The organism is Caulobacter sp. UNC279MFTsu5.1, assembly GCF_900114015.1.
Taxonomy (GTDB): domain Bacteria; phylum Pseudomonadota; class Alphaproteobacteria; order Caulobacterales; family Caulobacteraceae; genus Caulobacter.
Genome location: NZ_FORN01000017.1, coordinates 46490 through 61719, shown reverse-complemented (window position 1 = coordinate 61719; position 15230 = coordinate 46490). Strand labels below are relative to the sequence as shown.

10 protein-coding genes are annotated in these 15230 nt (G+C 70.2%); 4 read left to right on the top strand and 6 right to left on the bottom strand.

Translation table 11 applies throughout. The features are described from left to right. Window positions 1-204: 204 nt before the first annotated feature. Window positions 205-3168, top strand: coding sequence for a TonB-dependent receptor (locus BM066_RS11760; protein ID WP_255367563.1), 2964 nt, complete (start codon window positions 205-207; stop codon window positions 3166-3168). A 78-nt stretch (window positions 3169-3246) separates the two neighbouring features. Here the strand turns inward: BM066_RS11760 and BM066_RS11755 are convergent, their stop codons facing one another. The 6 genes from BM066_RS11755 to BM066_RS11730 all read right to left on the bottom strand — a co-directional run bounded on the left by BM066_RS11755 (window position 3247) and on the right by BM066_RS11730 (window position 10561). Then, a complete protein-coding gene (locus tag BM066_RS11755) occupies window positions 3247-6411 on the bottom strand; it encodes an efflux RND transporter permease subunit (protein ID WP_089928055.1) in 3165 nt (1054 codons plus the stop codon). Between the two features lie 3 nt (window positions 6412-6414). Beyond that, on the bottom strand, window positions 6415-7569 hold the full coding sequence (locus tag BM066_RS11750) for an efflux RND transporter periplasmic adaptor subunit (RefSeq protein ID WP_089928053.1): 1155 nt from the start codon (window positions 7567-7569) through the stop codon (window positions 6415-6417). Beyond that, window positions 7566-8810 (bottom strand): TolC family protein, encoded by a 1245-nt coding sequence (locus BM066_RS11745; RefSeq protein ID WP_089928050.1) that lies wholly within the window; start codon window positions 8808-8810, stop codon window positions 7566-7568. The genes BM066_RS11750 and BM066_RS11745 overlap by 4 nt, the downstream gene beginning before the upstream one ends. A gap of 51 nt (window positions 8811-8861) precedes the next feature. Next, window positions 8862-9182 (bottom strand): hypothetical protein, encoded by a 321-nt coding sequence (locus tag BM066_RS11740; protein ID WP_255367562.1) that lies wholly within the window; start codon window positions 9180-9182, stop codon window positions 8862-8864. Between the two features lie 117 nt (window positions 9183-9299). Beyond that, entirely contained in the window at window positions 9300-9704 is a 405-nt protein-coding gene (locus BM066_RS11735; RefSeq protein WP_089928044.1) for a DUF2147 domain-containing protein, read from the bottom strand. Beyond that, complete coding sequence (locus tag BM066_RS11730) at window positions 9701-10561, bottom strand: metal-dependent hydrolase (RefSeq protein ID WP_089928041.1); 861 nt, start codon at window positions 10559-10561, stop codon at window positions 9701-9703. Before BM066_RS11730 ends, BM066_RS11735 begins: the two co-directional genes overlap by 4 nt. Window positions 10562-10740: 179 nt before the next feature. Here BM066_RS11730 and BM066_RS11725 point away from each other — a divergent pair, with 179 nt between their 5' ends. From BM066_RS11725 to BM066_RS11715, 3 genes are all read left to right on the top strand, one after another. Further along, window positions 10741-11355: a TetR/AcrR family transcriptional regulator gene (locus BM066_RS11725; RefSeq protein ID WP_089928038.1), complete on the top strand. Its 615-nt coding sequence runs from the start codon at window positions 10741-10743 to the stop codon at window positions 11353-11355. A 100-nt stretch (window positions 11356-11455) separates the two neighbouring features. Then, window positions 11456-12070 carry a TetR/AcrR family transcriptional regulator gene (locus tag BM066_RS11720; protein ID WP_089928159.1) on the top strand — a complete coding sequence of 205 codons (615 nt, stop codon included), beginning with the start codon at window positions 11456-11458 and terminating at the stop codon, window positions 12068-12070. Window positions 12071-12227: 157 nt separating this feature from the next. Next, the gene (locus BM066_RS11715; protein WP_089928035.1) at window positions 12228-15206 is read left to right on the top strand and encodes a TonB-dependent receptor; all 2979 of its coding nucleotides are present in this window, start codon (window positions 12228-12230) and stop codon (window positions 15204-15206) included. Window positions 15207-15230: the final 24 nt, after the last annotated feature.

The following is a 15230-nucleotide window of genomic DNA, read 5'->3' as shown; positions in this document are numbered from 1 at the left end:
TGTTTTGATATCGATAACAGTACTGCAACGGCGGAGACGTCGTCAGAACGAAAATGAAATGGCCTCGGCGCTGCCGCGGGCCGTTCAGGAGCGAAACGAAGAGGCCAACCGCAACTGCGTCGGAGCGTCACGGCGGGGCCGTGCGCGCCGTACGCTACCGTCGCCCCGACCGGGCGGCGCAACGAGACATCCGGAGGGGAAACCATGTCGAAGCCAGCCCACAACCGCCCGACCCGCAACCGCCTGGTCAACGGGCGACTCCTGGCCACCGCGTCGATGACCGCCCTGCTGGCGGCCGGCTGGACGGCGGCCAGCGCCCAGACGGCGTCCCCAGCGCCCAATGAGACAGCCGTCGAGGAGGTGGTGGTCACCGGCATTCGCCAGAGCCTGCAGTCGGCCGTGTCGATGAAGAAGAACACCATGGAAGTGGTGGACTCCATCCGCGCCGAGGACATCGGCAAGCTGCCCGATCCCAACGTCGCCGAGACCCTGACCCGCGTGCCTGGCGTGCAGGGCTATCGCTACGGCGGCGAAGGCGCCTCGCCGGTCGGCGTCGGCTCGGGCCTGACCATCCGCGGCCTGTCGGGCCAGACTGCGTCCCAGGTCGATGGCCGCTCCTACTTCACCGCTGGCGGCAGCGAGTTCAACATCGAGGCCGCCATCCCGGGCATGATCGCCGGGCTCGACGTCTACAAGAACCCGTCGGCCGAGCACATCGAGGGCGGCATCGGCGGCCTGGTCGACGTGCGCACCCGCCGTCCGCTGGACCTGAAGGGCTTCACCGCCAGCGCCGCGATCTCCGGCAAGTACAACGACATGGTCAAAAGCCTGCAGCCGGAATATTTCGGTCTGGTGGCCAACCGCTGGAACGTCGGCGACGGCGAGATGGGCCTGCTGCTGGCCGCCAACTACCAGAAGAGCTGGAACCGTTCGGACAATGCGCCCGGCCCCGGCGGCGCGAACCTGCGGCGGGTGGCCGCCGCCAATAGCAGCGACTGCAGCGCCGCCAATCTCGGATCGGCCTACAACGCGGCTCTCGCCAGCCGCTCCGACCTGTCGTGCCTGATTTCGGTGAGCAATTCGGACGCCCTGGCGATGACGCCGGCCCAGCGCGCCAACCTGATCAATTTCGCCGGCGTGCAGGTCAACCAGAACGAGGAAGACATCCAGCGCACCCGCAAGGGCGTCAACGGCGCCTTCCAGTGGAAGCCGAAGCCGAACCTCGAATTCTATGTCGACGGCAACTACAACTCGTACCTCTATCACCAGAGCTACCGGTTCCTGAACTCCAGCGACAGCCGCTACCTCCAGAACCTGGTCGTCACCCCGTTCAGCACCACCGAGGGCCTGACCAGCCGCAACGCCAACGGCGGCGACGACGTGGTCCTGGCCGGCCAGCGCTTCGGCAGCGGCACGTTCGTCGGCTCGACCTTCAGCAGCATGGGCGGTGAAGAGCACCGGCTCTACAAGACCTGGATCCTGGCCAGCGGCGTCAAATGGAGCCCGACCGACGACCTTGACCTGAAGTTCGACCTCTCCTACGTCAAGGCCGACCAGCACCAAGACAACCGCGCGGTCGTCATGACGCCCCGGGCCGGCCTGGCCTGGAACACCACCCGCGCCATCGGCCTGCCGCAGCAGGTCTCGATCTCCGGCCCGGATTTGGGCAGCCCCAGCACCTGGGCGTTCCTGAACTACGCCAACGGCACCAACAACGTCTACGACGACGCCGGCCTCGCCGCCCAGTTCGACGGCAAGTACAAGCTGCACGGCAGCTTCATCGAGGACATCAAGTTCGGCACGCGGTACTACCGCAAGAAGTCGAAGTTCTATAACTACTCGTTCAGCGGCAAGAACCTGACGACCGACGGCGCCGCCCTGACGGCCAACCAGTCGAACGCCATCTTCGCCACCAGCGCTCCGGACCTGGTCAACGGCTCGCACACCAACTGGCTGGACGGCGACGCTGGCTACGGCGGCGGCTTCCTGACCTTCAACCCGGACGCCCTGCTGGGCGACAACGTCCGCAACCGCTTCCCGTTGGCTGGCATCCCCGCCGAGGACTCGCTGCCGGAAGTCCTGCTGTCGCGCCGCCTGGCGACCGAGGCGACCTTCGCCGGCTACGGCGTGGCCGACTTCAGCTTCCTGAACGACAAGATCCGCGGCAACATCGGCGTGCGGGTCGTCCGCACCGACCTGGACGCCGAGGCCCGGATCAACGACACCAGCAGCGGCACGGCCGTCATCATCCCGAACAAGCGCAGCAACGCCTATACCGACGTCCTGCCGACCTTCAACATCACCGGCTACATCACCCCCGACACCCTGCTGCGGTTCGGCTACGGCCAGGGCATCACCCGGCCCGGCGTCGGCGACATCAACCCGACGGTTTCGGTCAACCCCGCCGACGGCACGGGCTCGCAAGGCAACGCCGACCTGGCGCCGCTGCGGGCCGACAGCTACGACCTGTCGTTCGAGAAGTATTTCAACGGCACGAGCTACGTCTCGGCGGCGGTGTTCTACAAGAAGATCGACGGCTTCGTGCTCGGCGTCCAGAACTGCCAGACGGTCGCCACGGCGGGACCGATTACGCCTCCGCAGACCAACAGCTGCCCCGCCGGGCAATATCGGATCACCACGCCGGTCAACGCCGACCCAGGCACGGCCAAGGGCGTCGAACTGGCCTTCCAGACCTTCTTCGACTACGGCTTCCTGCCGGACGTCCTGAAGAACTTCGGCATCCAGGGCTCCTACACCCACGTCAAGACCGAGCTGCCTGTGAAGTTGCTGGGCGCGACGGGACCGACGACCATCGTCCGCCAGCCCTTCCAGTCCGACGACAACTACAGCGTCGCCGGCCTCTACGAGAACGGCTTCGTGTCGGCCCGCCTCGTCTACACCTACCGCTCGGACTACGTGCTGTTCGGGGTCGCGGCCAACCCGATCGACGGCCGCTACCTGAAGGGCTACGGCCTGCTCGACGCGTCGGTGAACTTCAACCTGCGCAAGGACCTGACCCTGTCGCTGACGGCGTCGAACATCACCAATAAGGCGCCGAACCGCTATGTCGGCGAGCCCGACAACGGCTACGACACCGACATCCTGCGCCAGTCCTTCATGAACGGCCGCATCTACGGGGTGAGCCTCCGCTACAAGTTCGGCGGCTAGGCCGGTCACCAATCCTCCCCCTGCAGCGCCGCCCCTCGGGGCGGCGTTTTTCTGCGTCTGGACGGCCGGGCCGCCGGGTCATCTCAGCCGCCGCCCCCGCGACGCCAGCCAGGCCGCGAAGACGGGCAGGGCCAGCAGGGTCAGGGCCGTGGAGGTCAGCAGGCCGCCGATGACGACGGTGGCCAGCGGCTTCTGCACCTCCGCCCCGGGGCCGATGGCGACGGCCATGGGCAGGAAGCCCAGCATGGCGACCAAGGCGGTGGTCAGGACCGCCCGCAGGCGGCCGACCGTGCCGGTGAGCACCGCCTCGACGGGCGCGAGCCCCAGGGCCAACTGCTGGCGGATGCTCTGCATCAGCACCAGGCCGTTCAGCGTCGCGACGCCCGACACCGCGATGAAGCCGACGGCGGCCGAGATCGAGAACGGCGCGCCCCGCAGCGCCAGGGCCGCGGCGCCGCCGACCAGGGCCAGGGGCACGCAGGCGAAGACCAAGGCCGCCTCCGCCGCGGAGCCCAGGGCGAGATAGAGCAAGACGGCGATCACCAGGAAGACGACCGGCACGATCACCATGAGGCGGGCCGAGGCCCGCTCCAGGTTCTCGAACTGACCGCCCCAGTCCAGCCAGGAGCCGGCGGGCAGCTGGATCTCGTCGCGCACCGCGGCCTTGGCGTCGGCGACGAAGCCGCCCAGGTCGCGGCCCCGGACGTTGGCCTGGACGACGATGCGCCGTTTGCCGTTCTCGCGGCTGATCTGGTTGGGCCCCTCGGCGGCGTCGAAGCGGGCCAGGGTCGAGAGCGGGATCGCCGCCGTGCCCGCCGGCGCGCCCTCCGGCATGACCGGCAGCTGGCCCATGATCGCCGGATCGTTGCGGCGCTGCTCGTCCAGGCGGACGACGACGTCGAACCGCCGGTCGCCTTCCAGGATGTGCCCGGCCTCGCGACCGCCCAGGCCAATGGCCAGGGCGTCGGCGGCGTCGCTGGCGTGAACCCCCAGGGCGGCGGCGGCCGTGCGGTCCACCGTGGCGGTGATGGTCGGCTGGCCCGAGACCTGCTCGACCTTGACGTCGGCCGCGCCGCGCACCCCGCCCAGCGCCTTGGCCACCTTCCGAGCGGTTTGGTCCATGACCGCGAAGTCGTCGCCATAGATGCTGACGGCGACGTCCGAGCGGACCCCGGCGATCAGCTCGTTGAACCGCATCTGGATCGGCTGGGTGAACTCGTAGGCGTTGCCTAGGTGCTGGGCCAGCGCGCCCTCCATGCGCTCGACCAGCCGCGCCTTGGGCAGGCGGGGATCGGGCCAGGCCTTGCGCGGCTTGAGGATGACGAAGGTGTCCGAGGCGCTGGGCGGCATGGGGTCCGAGGCGATCTCGGCCGTGCCCGTGCGGGTGAACACCAGGGCGACTTCGGGCATGGCCGACAGGGTCTTCTCGATCCGGAACTGCATGGCCTGGCTCTGTTCCAGCGAGACCGACGGCACGCGCGAGGCCTGGACCATCAGGTCGCCCTCGTCGAGCGTCGGGATGAACTCGCGGCCCAGGCTCAGGAACGCCGCGACCCCGATCAGCAAGGCGACGCCAGCCCCCGCCGCCACCGCGACCGGCCGGGCGACCAGCCGGCGCAGCAGGGGCTCGAACCACGCCTTGGCGGCGGTCATCACCCGGGTTTCGCCGTGGCCCTTGGGCTCGCCGACCAGCAGGGCGGCCATGGCCGGCACGAAGGTCAGGGACAGCACGAAGGCCCCGGCCAGGGCGAACATCACCGTGGCGGCCATCGGACCGAACATCTTGCCCTCGACGCCCTCGAAGGCCAACAGCGGGGCGTAGACCATCAGGATGATGGCCTGGCCGAACGCGGCGGGCCGGGCCATCTCGCGGGCCGAGGACGCGGCGATCTCGATCCGCTCGCGGGCGTCCAGCGGCCGGCCCCGTTCCGTCCGGCGCAGCGCCAGGCGGCCCAGGGTGTTCTCGATCACGACGACCGCCCCGTCGACGATCAGGCCGAAGTCCAGCGCCCCCAGGCTCATCAGGTTGCCGCTGATCCCGAAGCGCCGCATGGCGATGGCGGCGAACAGGAACGACAGCGGGATGACCAGGGCGGTGATGACCGCGGCCCGAATATTGCCCAGGGCCACGAACAGCACGGCGACGACCAGCAGCGCGCCGAAGGCCAGGTTGTGCTCGACGGTGGCGATGGTGGCGTCGACCAGGTCGGTGCGGTCCAGCACCGGTTTGACCACCACGCCGGCCGGCAGGCTGGCCTGGATGTCCTTCAGGCGCTGGCCCACCCGCGCGGCGACGGTGCGGCTGTTCTCGCCCGCCAGCATCAGGGCCGTGCCGATCACCACCTCGCGGCCCGCCTCGCTGGCCGAGCCCAGGCGCGGAGCCTGGCCGACCACGACGGTGGCGACGTCGGAGACGCGGACCACCGCCCCATCGCGCCGCCCGACAGGGGTCTCGGCCAGTTCGGTCAGGGTCTTCACCCGGGCGTCGGCGCGGACGATATAGGCCTCGCCGCCGCGCTGGACGTAGCCGGCGCCCTCGACGCGATTGGCGTGCTCCAGGGCCTCGATCAGCTGCGGCAGGCTGATGCCGAAGGTCGACAGCTTGGCCGGATCGGGCTGGACGACGTACTGCTTCACATAGCCGCCCAGCACGTCGACCCCGGCCACGCCCTTCAGCGTCTTCAGCTGCGGCGCGACGATCCAATCCTGGACCGTGCGCAGATAGGTGGCCTTTTGGATGTCGCTGGTCAGGCGATCGCCCTCGGGGGTGACGTAGAGCGCGCCCGGCCGCGCCGCCGCGCCCGACAGCTCGACCGTCCAGATATAGACCTCGCCCAGCCCGGTGACCGGCGGCCCCATGGCGGGCTCGAGCCCGTCGGGCAGGTTGGCGCGGGCGGCTTGGAGCCGCTCGTTGATCAGATTGCGGGCGAAGTAGAGGTCGGTGGCGTCGGTGAAGACGGCGGTGATCTGCGAGAAGCCATGGCGCGACAGCGAGCGGGTCTCGACCAGCCCCGGAAGGCCGGCCAGGGCCGTCTCGACCGGGAAGGTGACCTGGCGCTCGACCTCTTCCGGGCCGAGGGCCGGGGCGACGGTGTTGATCTGCACCTGGCGGTTGGTGATGTCGGGGACCGCGTCGATGGGCAGGCCGGCCAGCTGGCTTCCGCCATAGGCCAGCAGGGCGACGGCCAGCAGGGCGACGATCCAGCGGAAGCGGACGGAAAGGTCGATCAGGCGCGCGAGCATGGCTTAGTCCTCATGTCCGGCTTCGCCCTTGCCGAGCTCGGCCTTGAGCAGGAAGGCGCCCTTGCCGGCGATGCGTTCGGTTCCGGTCAGGCCGCGCAGGATCTCGGTGGAGCCGGCGGCGACCCGGCCGGGGGTCACCGGCCTGGCGCGGAAGCCGTCCGCCTCGACCACGAACACCACCGGGCGGCCCGCCACGGTCTGGACCGCCTCGCTGGGCGCGATGATCGCGCCGCCATCGCTTGCGCCCGTCATCACCCGGGCCGAGACGACCGACCCGACCGGCGCGGTCTTGCCGGAGGGCGCGGCGCGGACGGTGGCGGTGTTGCCGCCCGACGCGCCGGGCGCCACGGCGCTGATCCTGGCCGGCGCTTCCTGGCCGTCCGGCGTCTGGACGTGGATCACCTGGCCGAGCCGGATGGCGTCGGCCGCGGCGGCGGGGGCGTCGAAGACATATTCGGCGCGGCTCTGGTCGGCGATCTCGGCGACCAGCGTCCCCTGGGTCAGAAAACCGCCGACCTGGGCTTCGATCCGCGTCACGACCCCCGCGATCGGGCTGCGCAGGACCGTGACGCCATTGGCGCCTGGCCCGCCCATGGCGCGGACCTGGGCCTGGGCGGCGCGATGGTCGGCCTGGGCCTTCTCGGCGACGGCCTGGCTGACTTCCCAGTCCTGACGGGCGACCACGCCGGCCTCGAACAGGCGACGGTCGCGGCTGGCGGCGGCCTGGGCGGCCCGGGCGGCGGCCGCGGCGGCGTCGAGGCTGGCGCGGCCGGAGGCGGCGTCGGCGCTGCGCAGGGTCGCGATGGGCGATCCGACGGTCACGGCCGCGCCGGCCGAGACATGGACGCGCTCCACCGCGCCGGACACCGGCGCGCCGAGGGCGGCCAGGGCGTTGGCGGCCAGGGCCACGCGCCCCGGCAGCAGGATGTCGCCGCCGCCGCCGCGCCCCGGCGTGACGACCGAGACGCCGGCCGCCGCCGCGTCGGCGAGCTTCAGGGGCACGAAGTCCGCCGGGTCGTGGACGTCGTGCTCGGCGCCTTCCTTTTCAGACGCGGGGGCGCCGGGGCGGCCTTGAGGCAGTTGGGCGGCGCCGTAGCCGAGACCGGCGGCGGCGATCAGGGCGACCGCCGAGGCGATGAGGGAACGGCGAGCGATCACGGTTGGTCTCCGAAGGGAAGGCGGCCCTGGGCGCGGGCGAGGTCGGCCAGCGCCTTGACGCGGGCCAGCTTGATGTCGACGGCCCGGCCGCGCGCGGCGATCAGGTCGCGGCGGGCGGCCAGCAGCTCGGACAACGGCAGGCGGCCGGCGTCGTAGCCGATCCGGGCCAGGCGGTAGGTTTCGGCGGCGGCGTCCTGCGCCTGCCGCGAGGCGTCCAGCGTCTGGTCGGCGGCGGCGACCTGGGCGGTGGCGGCGCGGCGGTCGCCGTCCTGCTCGGCCTGGGCCATGGCCAGCCGGGCCTGAGCCGCCTGGGCGTTGGCCGTGGCGGTCGCGACGGCCCCCCGGTTGCGGTCGAACAGCGGCAGGGGCGCGGAGATCCCGAAGACCGCCGCGGCGGCGTCTTCGTCCTGGAACCGGCGAATCCCGAAGCTGACGGCCAGATCGGGCGTGCGGCGGGCCCGCTCCACGGCGATGCGGCGCTCGGCGGCGTCGCGCTCGGCCCGTGCGGCGGCGATGGCCGGACTGAAGGCGGGCTCCGACGGCGCGGCCGCCGGAATGGCGTCCAGCAGGCCGCCGGCCACGGCGGCGTAGCTGGCGGGCGCACCGGCCAGCGCGCCGAGGCGGGCCAGGGCGGTCTCGGCTTCGGCCCGGGCGCCGCCCAGCTCGGCGCGCGCCGTGGCCAGACCGGCCTCGGCTTGCACGGCCCGGACCTGGGCCTCCTTGCCGTGGTCGACCAGCAGGCGGGCGGCCCTGGCGTCGGCCTGGGCTAGGTCGACGCCGTCGCGGGCGATGGCCAGGCGCTGCTGCGCCGCCTCGGCGTCGGCGTAGGCCAGCGCCAGGTCACGCGCGAAGTCGACCTGGCCTAGCGCGGCGCGGGCCTGGGCGGCGGCGAGATCGGCCCTGGCCGCCGAGGTCCGCGCGGCGCGCTTGCCGCCCAGTTCCAGCGGCTGCTCGATCGACAAGGTCGTCTCGGCGCGCTCGAAGTCCTGGTAGGGGCCGGACCCGGCGACGTTCTCGACCACCAGGCCGAGGGTCGGGTTTGGTCGGGCGGCGGCCTGGACCGCCTGGCCCTCGGCGGCGCGAGTCTCGGCGACGCCCAGCGCCAGGCGCGGCGCGGAGGCTTGGGCCTGTTTCAGCAGGGCCGGGAAGGGGGGCGCGGCCTGGGCCGAGGCCGACGTGCAGAGCACGCAGGACGCGACGCAGGCCAAGGCCGCGCGCAGCGGCCATCGGGTCGATGACATGGAGATTCCTCGCGATGGATGGACGACGGCGCGCGGATTGCGCGCGGGCCGTCAGCCGCGAGGCGGGCGGTCGGGACCGGCGATCGGACGCGAGGCGAGCGCCTGGGCGGACGCCATCGCATGTTCGGAAACGACGGGAATGGGCGCGGAAACCGCCGCGACCGGCGTGTCGAGCATGGCCCCGCCATGATGGCAGTGGCCGCCCACGCAGCCCGGGGCCTCGCAAGGCGTCCCGTGATCCTGCGCGTCGCCCTGGACGGCCTGACCGGCGGCCACGCTGGTCTCGACGCCGGCGACGGCGTCATCGCAGACGCAGGCGGCCATGCCGACCGTGGGCGCGACGACGAGCAGCGCCAGGACGCAGGCGGCCATCAGGCCCCCCAGGTTCCGCCACCATGTCATCGCTCGACGCATGGCCGTCCTATAGCTTCGGCCGTCCGGCTTGAGAACGCGTTACATGATTACAGCAAGGCTGCGCGCCGTCGTTCCTCAGTTCGCGCGGCGCCAGGTCTGGGTCTTGCAGAAGGGGGCGACGATGCAGCCCTTCAGGCTCAGCAGGCCGTCCGGACGCAGGGTCATGACGCCCTTGTAGGCGCCGCCGTCCTCGGGGTTGTACACCCAGCCGTCGCCCCAGCGGCCCGGACCGAGGGGGCGGACCTTCATGAACATCAGGTTGCGCAAGGGCCGGCCGCGCTGGGCGGCGTCGCGGTTGCGGATGTCCTTCTGGCCAGGGTCGGCCTGGATGTGCGGCGAGGTGACGATGTAACCGCACAGGCCCTCGTCGCAGCGCTCCAGCCGCACCGTCGAGCCGCCGTCGCCGGGCGCGTGCCACAGGCCCGTCACGTCGGCCTGGCCCTGGTCCAGGGCCGCGGCGAGCGCCAGGCCGACGATCACGCCACGGCCTCCGCCGGGGCGTAGGCGGCCGACAGGTCCTGCTCGGCCGCGCGCATCAGGGCCCGGTCGTCGTGCTGCCAGGGATGGAAGCCCGGCCTGAAGTAGGAGACGTAGGCGCCCAGCACCTGTCTCAGCATGCCCGGCTTGACCAGCATGAAGCGCAGCAGCCGCCGCCAGCTGTGGGCGTTGTTGATCCCGTCGGCGGTGAAGATGTCGCCGATATTGCTTCCGACGGTGGCGAACAGCAGGCGAGTGGCGGCGATCATGGTCATGGTGCGCAGCGTCCACCGCCGCCAGGCCGGCAGCCGCGCGGCGGCCAGCATGAAGGTGTCGTAGGCCACGGCCTTGTGCTCGACCTCCTCGATCGCGTGCCAGCGCCACATGGCCTTGGCCTCGTCCGAGGCGCCGTCCAGGTGGCGCGGATCGGCCAGCAGGGCGTGGGCCAGGATGGCCGTGAAGTGCTCGAGCGCCACGGTCGCGCCCAGCTGCTGCAATGGGGGGCGGCTGCGGGCGAAGGCTAGGCGGTCGCGGGTGCGCTGCTCCATCGCCGCGACGTCGAAGCCGTGGTCGGCGACCTGCTTGTTGAAGAACAGGTGTTCGCGGGTGTGCATCGCTTCCTGGGCCAGGAAGCCGGCGATCTGCTGGCGCAGCTCCGGCGGCGCCACGTTGCGATAGTGGCGGACGGCGTCCATGAAGAACCGCTCGCCCAGGGGGAAGGTCACCGACAGGGCGTTGTAGAAGGCCGTGCCGACCGGATCGCCGCCCAGCCACCAGCGGCCGGCGGGGGTCTCGCGGCCGAAGGCCATGTCGCGGGCGCGGATGTCGAGATCCGCCGGGGTCTTGTCCAGTCTGGTCATGAGAGGGGCTCCTGGCGCGCCGTCGTCGTCTCGGCGGGGCGTGGAAAGACCTGGGCCATGGCGGCAACTTCTCCTAAACTGTCTGTCAATAAGGCGGCGAATCTGGACGATCCGGACCGTCGTCGGACCGCGGAATATATCGACGCTCGACGATATCTACATAAATGTAAGTTACATCGATGTCAATAGATGGTCCAGGACCCGAGGCCGCCACCAAGCGTCGACGCCGCGTGCCCGAGGTCGCGCGCCGCGAGGCCCTGGCCTCGGCGCGGCGGCTGCTGATCACGTCGGGACCGACGGCGGTCACCCTGAAGGCCGTCGGCGACGAGATCGGCGTGACCCACGCCAACCTCATCCATCACTTCGGATCCGCCGCCGGCCTGCAGTCGGCGCTGATGGAATCGATGGTCCGCGACCTGACCGACGCCTTGGGCGCGGCCGTCGAGCAGCTGCGTTCGAATCCCGGCGCGCCCCGGGCCCTGGTCGACGCGGTGTTTGACGCCTTCGACCAGGGCGGGGCGGGACGCCTGGCCGCCTGGATCGCCCTGTCCGGCGACCTCCAGCACCTGGAGCCGGTCCGGGCCGCCGTGCGCGACCTGGTCGACGCCATCTGCGAGACCTTCGCCGCCGAAGGCGAGCAGACCCACCACCGCGTCACTTCGGCGGTGCTGTTCATCGCGCTGTACGCGTTCGGCGACGCGGTGATCGGCGCGCCGTTGCGCGACATGCTCGACCGCGAGGACGACGCGGGCCGCAAGATCGTAGCCCGGCTGCTGCCGACCTTCCTGTTCTGACCCCGCGACAGCGACTGACGCCAGATCAACCGTGACGGGTTTACATCCTATGCGGATGTTGTCCTTACTGTCGTTGACTTCAATATAAATAGTGACGGTCATGGCGGGGGCGGGCAAGGCGAAGGACGAACAGGCCGTCAGGCGGCGACGCTCCCCCGACGAAGCTCGCGCCCAGGCCCTGGTCAGCGCCCGCAAGCTGCTGATCGCCGGCGGTCCGAACGGCCTGACCCTGCAGGCGGTGGCCCAGGACATCGGCGTCACCCACGGCACCCTGATCCATCATTTCGGCTCGGCCGCCGAGCTTCAGTCAGCCCTGATGGGAGCCATGGTCCGCGACCTGGCCACGGCGCTGGAGACGGCCGTGGCTCACGTCCGGTCCGACGCGCGGGCGCCGCGAACCGTTGTGGACATCGTGTTCACGGCCTTCGACGAGGGCGGGGCGGGGCATTTGGCGGCCTGGATCGCCCTGTCCAATCGCTACGAGCACCTGGAGCCCGTGCGCGAGGCGGTCGTCGACCTGGTCGCGGCGCTCAGCGAGAAGGTCCTGACCTCGGGCGACGACCCGCCCAGGCACATTCCCTCGGCCCTGCTGCTGATCACCCTGTGCGCGTTCGGCGACGCGGTGATAGGCGGCCCCCTGCGTGGAATGCTCGGACGCGACCGCGACGCCGTGCGCCGGCTGGCGGCCAATCTGCTCCCGGCTCTGATCGAATAATCAACACCGGCGTCAATAAGTATTGACACCGAGGTGAATAGACGCATCCTAAGGGTGAGGAGATTGCCCGGCCGCTGGCGGCTCCACCAAAAAAAATGCGGCGAGGAAACGCTTTTGACGTCCGCCCCGGTCGGGGAGAGGACCCTTGGGAGGGGATATGTCTCAACGCATCCGCGCGCGCGTCTGTTGGATCGCCGGGGTCTCCGCCGTGGCCGTCGTCCTGTCGGCCGGACTGGCCCAGGCCCAGGCTCAGGCCCAGGGACCGGCGGCGGCGTCGACCAGGTCCAACCTCGTCGACGAGGTGGTCGTCACCGCCCAGCGCAAGGAAGAAGCGGCGCAGGACGTGCCGATCGCCATTTCGGCCTTCTCTCAGCAGGCCTTGGACGCGGCCAAGATCGAGGGCGGGCCCGACCTGCTCAAGGCGATCCCGAACGTCAGTTTCACCAAGACCAACTTCAGCGGCGTCAACCTGACCATCCGCGGCATCGGCACCCAGGCGGTGTCGGTCTCGACCGACCCCGGCGTGTCGATCAACTTCAACGGCACGGCCTTCATCCGCAACCGCTTCTTCGAGCAGGAGTTCTTCGACGTCGAGCGGGTGGAGGTGCTGCGCGGCCCGCAGGGCACGCTGTACGGCCGCAACGCCACGGCCGGCGCGGTCAACATCATCTCGGCCCGTCCCACCGACGTCTTCGAGGGCGAGATCAAGGGCGAGGTCGGCGATTACAGCAGCCGCCGGCTCAGCGGTTTCGTCAACATCCCGCTGGCGGGCGACAAGCTGGACCTGCGGCTGGCCGGCGCCTCGACCACCCGCGACGGCTTCGCCGAGAACGATGTCACGGGCAACAAGATCGACGGTCGCGACCTCTATTCCACCCGCGTCACCCTGGGCTTCAAGCCGGTCGAGGCGGTGCGCGGCGCCCTGATCTGGGAGCATTTCAGCGAAAACGACAGCCGGGCCCGCAGCACCAAGCAGCTGTGCACCCGCGATCCCGGCCCGCAGACCATGGGCGGCTTCACGCTCAGCCCGCAGGCCAGCGCCTTCTTCAGCCAGGGCTGCCTGAACGCCTCGCTCTATGACGACGCGGCCTACGGTACGCCCAACGGCCTGTCGATCCCGTTCGTCCTGGCCTCGGTCACCAACACCGCCGTGCTGGGCCTCAATCCCGACGGCGTGTCGGGCCCGGTCAACCTGATGAAGGTGGCCGACCCCTATGGCGGCATGATGCAGTCCAGGGACCTGCGGCGCATCTCGTCGATCTTCGATCCGAAGTATCGCGCCAAGGCCGACGTGCTGGAGCTGAACGTCGACATCGACGTGGCGCCGAACCTGACCCTGACCTCGCAGACGGCCTATAACCGCGACCGCTATTTCTCGAGCGAGGACTACAACCGCTTCAACACCCTGCCCGGGGTGTTCAACGACTCCACCGGCCTGATCAATGCGGTGGTTCCGGGCGCCCCGGCCCCAAACCTGACGCCGGGCGGGGTCTATTGCGATCCGCAGCTGGGCTGCTCCAGCACGATCGCCGGCCTGGACCAGGTGCGCGCCAAGAGCCGCCAGTTCTCGCAGGAGCTGCGCCTGTCGTCGGCCTTCGACGGGCCGGTCAATTTCAGCCTCGGCGGCAACTACACCGACTATCGCACGACCGAGGACTACTACGTCTTCTTCAACATCGTCTCGGCCATCGCCCAGAGCAGCGGCTACGGCAACAACAGCCTCGACCCGACCAAGTGCGGCACAAGCTTCGATGGCTCGACGCCGACGATCACGCCGGGCGGAACGACCGGCTGCATCTATATCGATCCCCATCCGCTGGACCAGATCGACGGCCTGGGCCACAACTATTTCCGCAGCAAGAACATCTACAAGGTCAAGTCGGCCGCGGTGTTCGGCGAGCTCTACTATGCCTTCACGCCCGACCTGAAGCTGACGGCCGGCCTGCGCTACACCCGCGACCGCAAGACCTTCACCCCGGTGCCGACCCAGGTGCTGCTGTCGTCCTCGAACGGCGGCACGGTCGACGGCGGCTATCCGGTCGGCGAGGACATCAAGCAGAAGTGGGGCGTGGTGACCGGACGACTGGGCCTGGACTGGTCGCCGAAGCTGTCGTTCACCGACCAGACCCTGGTCTATGCGTTCTACAATCGCGGCTACAAGGGCGGCGGCGCCAACCCGCCCGCCATCGGCTACAGCGACGAACCGTTCCTGCCGGGCCTGCCGCCGCTGGTGCAGCTGACCGCCTACCCCGACACCTTCAAGCCCGAATACGTCAACGCTTTCGAATTGGGGACGAAGAACACCCTGCTGGGCGGCGCCCTGACGCTGAACGGCGCGGCCTTCTACTACGACTACAAGGGCTACCAGGTCTCGCAGATCCAGGACCGCACCGCGATCAACGAGAACTTCGACGCCAGGATCTGGGGGCTGGAGCTGGAGTCCGCCTGGCGGCCGACCCGCGACCTGCGCCTGACCGTCAACCTGGGCTACCAGGGCAGCAAGCTGGCCGACGGCTCCAGGTCGATCGACGTCGAGAACCGCACCCAGGGCCACAGCGACTTCACGGTGATGAAGGGCAGCCCGTTCCTGCCGTCCAACTGCGTCGTGTCCAAGAGCTATGTCGCCAGCCTGCTGGCCGCCAACGCCGCCTTCGGCATGCCCGACTACGCCAATCTCAGCGCCGTCTGTCCCGGCTCGATCCTGGGCCTGTTCCTGTTCCCGGCCCCGACCGAGGCCGACCTGCCCAACGGCGGCCGCGGCTTCTATGCCGACGTGTCGGGCCACAGCCTGCCCAACCAGCCCCGGTGGACCCAGTCGATCAGCGTCGACTACGCCCTGCCGCTGTCGGGCGGCTGGGTCGGCGGGGTGCACGGCGACGTCTATCACCAGTCGCAGTCCTGGGCCCGCGTCTACGAGGACGCGATCGACAAGCTGCACGGCTGGTACAACGTCAACCTGCGCCTGACCCTGGCCAAGCCGGACGACGGCCTGGAGTTCGAGCTCTACGCCAAGAACCTGCTGGATGACACGCCGATCACCGGCGCCTTCATCAACAGCGACGACACCGCCCTGACCACCAACGTCTTCACGCTGGATCCGCGAATGATCGGCGCCAGCGTCCGCAAGCGATTCTGACCCAAACCCCGCGGCGCCCGTCCC

Bases quoted from the DNA above. Each gene is read 5' to 3' on its own strand.
- BM066_RS11760 (WP_255367563.1), top strand. From the start codon at position 205: ATGTCGAAGCCAGCCCACAACCGCCCGACCCGCAACCGCCTGGTCAAC.
- BM066_RS11755 (WP_089928055.1), bottom strand. From the start codon at position 6,411: ATGCTCGCGCGCCTGATCGACCTTTCCGTCCGCTTCCGCTGGATCGTC.
- BM066_RS11745 (WP_089928050.1), bottom strand. From the start codon at position 8,810: ATGTCATCGACCCGATGGCCGCTGCGCGCGGCCTTGGCCTGCGTCGCG.
- BM066_RS11740 (WP_255367562.1), bottom strand. From the start codon at position 9,182: ATGGCCGCCTGCGTCCTGGCGCTGCTCGTCGTCGCGCCCACGGTCGGC.
- BM066_RS11730 (WP_089928041.1), bottom strand. From the start codon at position 10,561: ATGACCAGACTGGACAAGACCCCGGCGGATCTCGACATCCGCGCCCGC.
- BM066_RS11725 (WP_089928038.1), top strand. From the start codon at position 10,741: ATGTCAATAGATGGTCCAGGACCCGAGGCCGCCACCAAGCGTCGACGC.
- BM066_RS11720 (WP_089928159.1), top strand. From the start codon at position 11,456: ATGGCGGGGGCGGGCAAGGCGAAGGACGAACAGGCCGTCAGGCGGCGA.
- BM066_RS11715 (WP_089928035.1), top strand. From the start codon at position 12,228: ATGTCTCAACGCATCCGCGCGCGCGTCTGTTGGATCGCCGGGGTCTCC.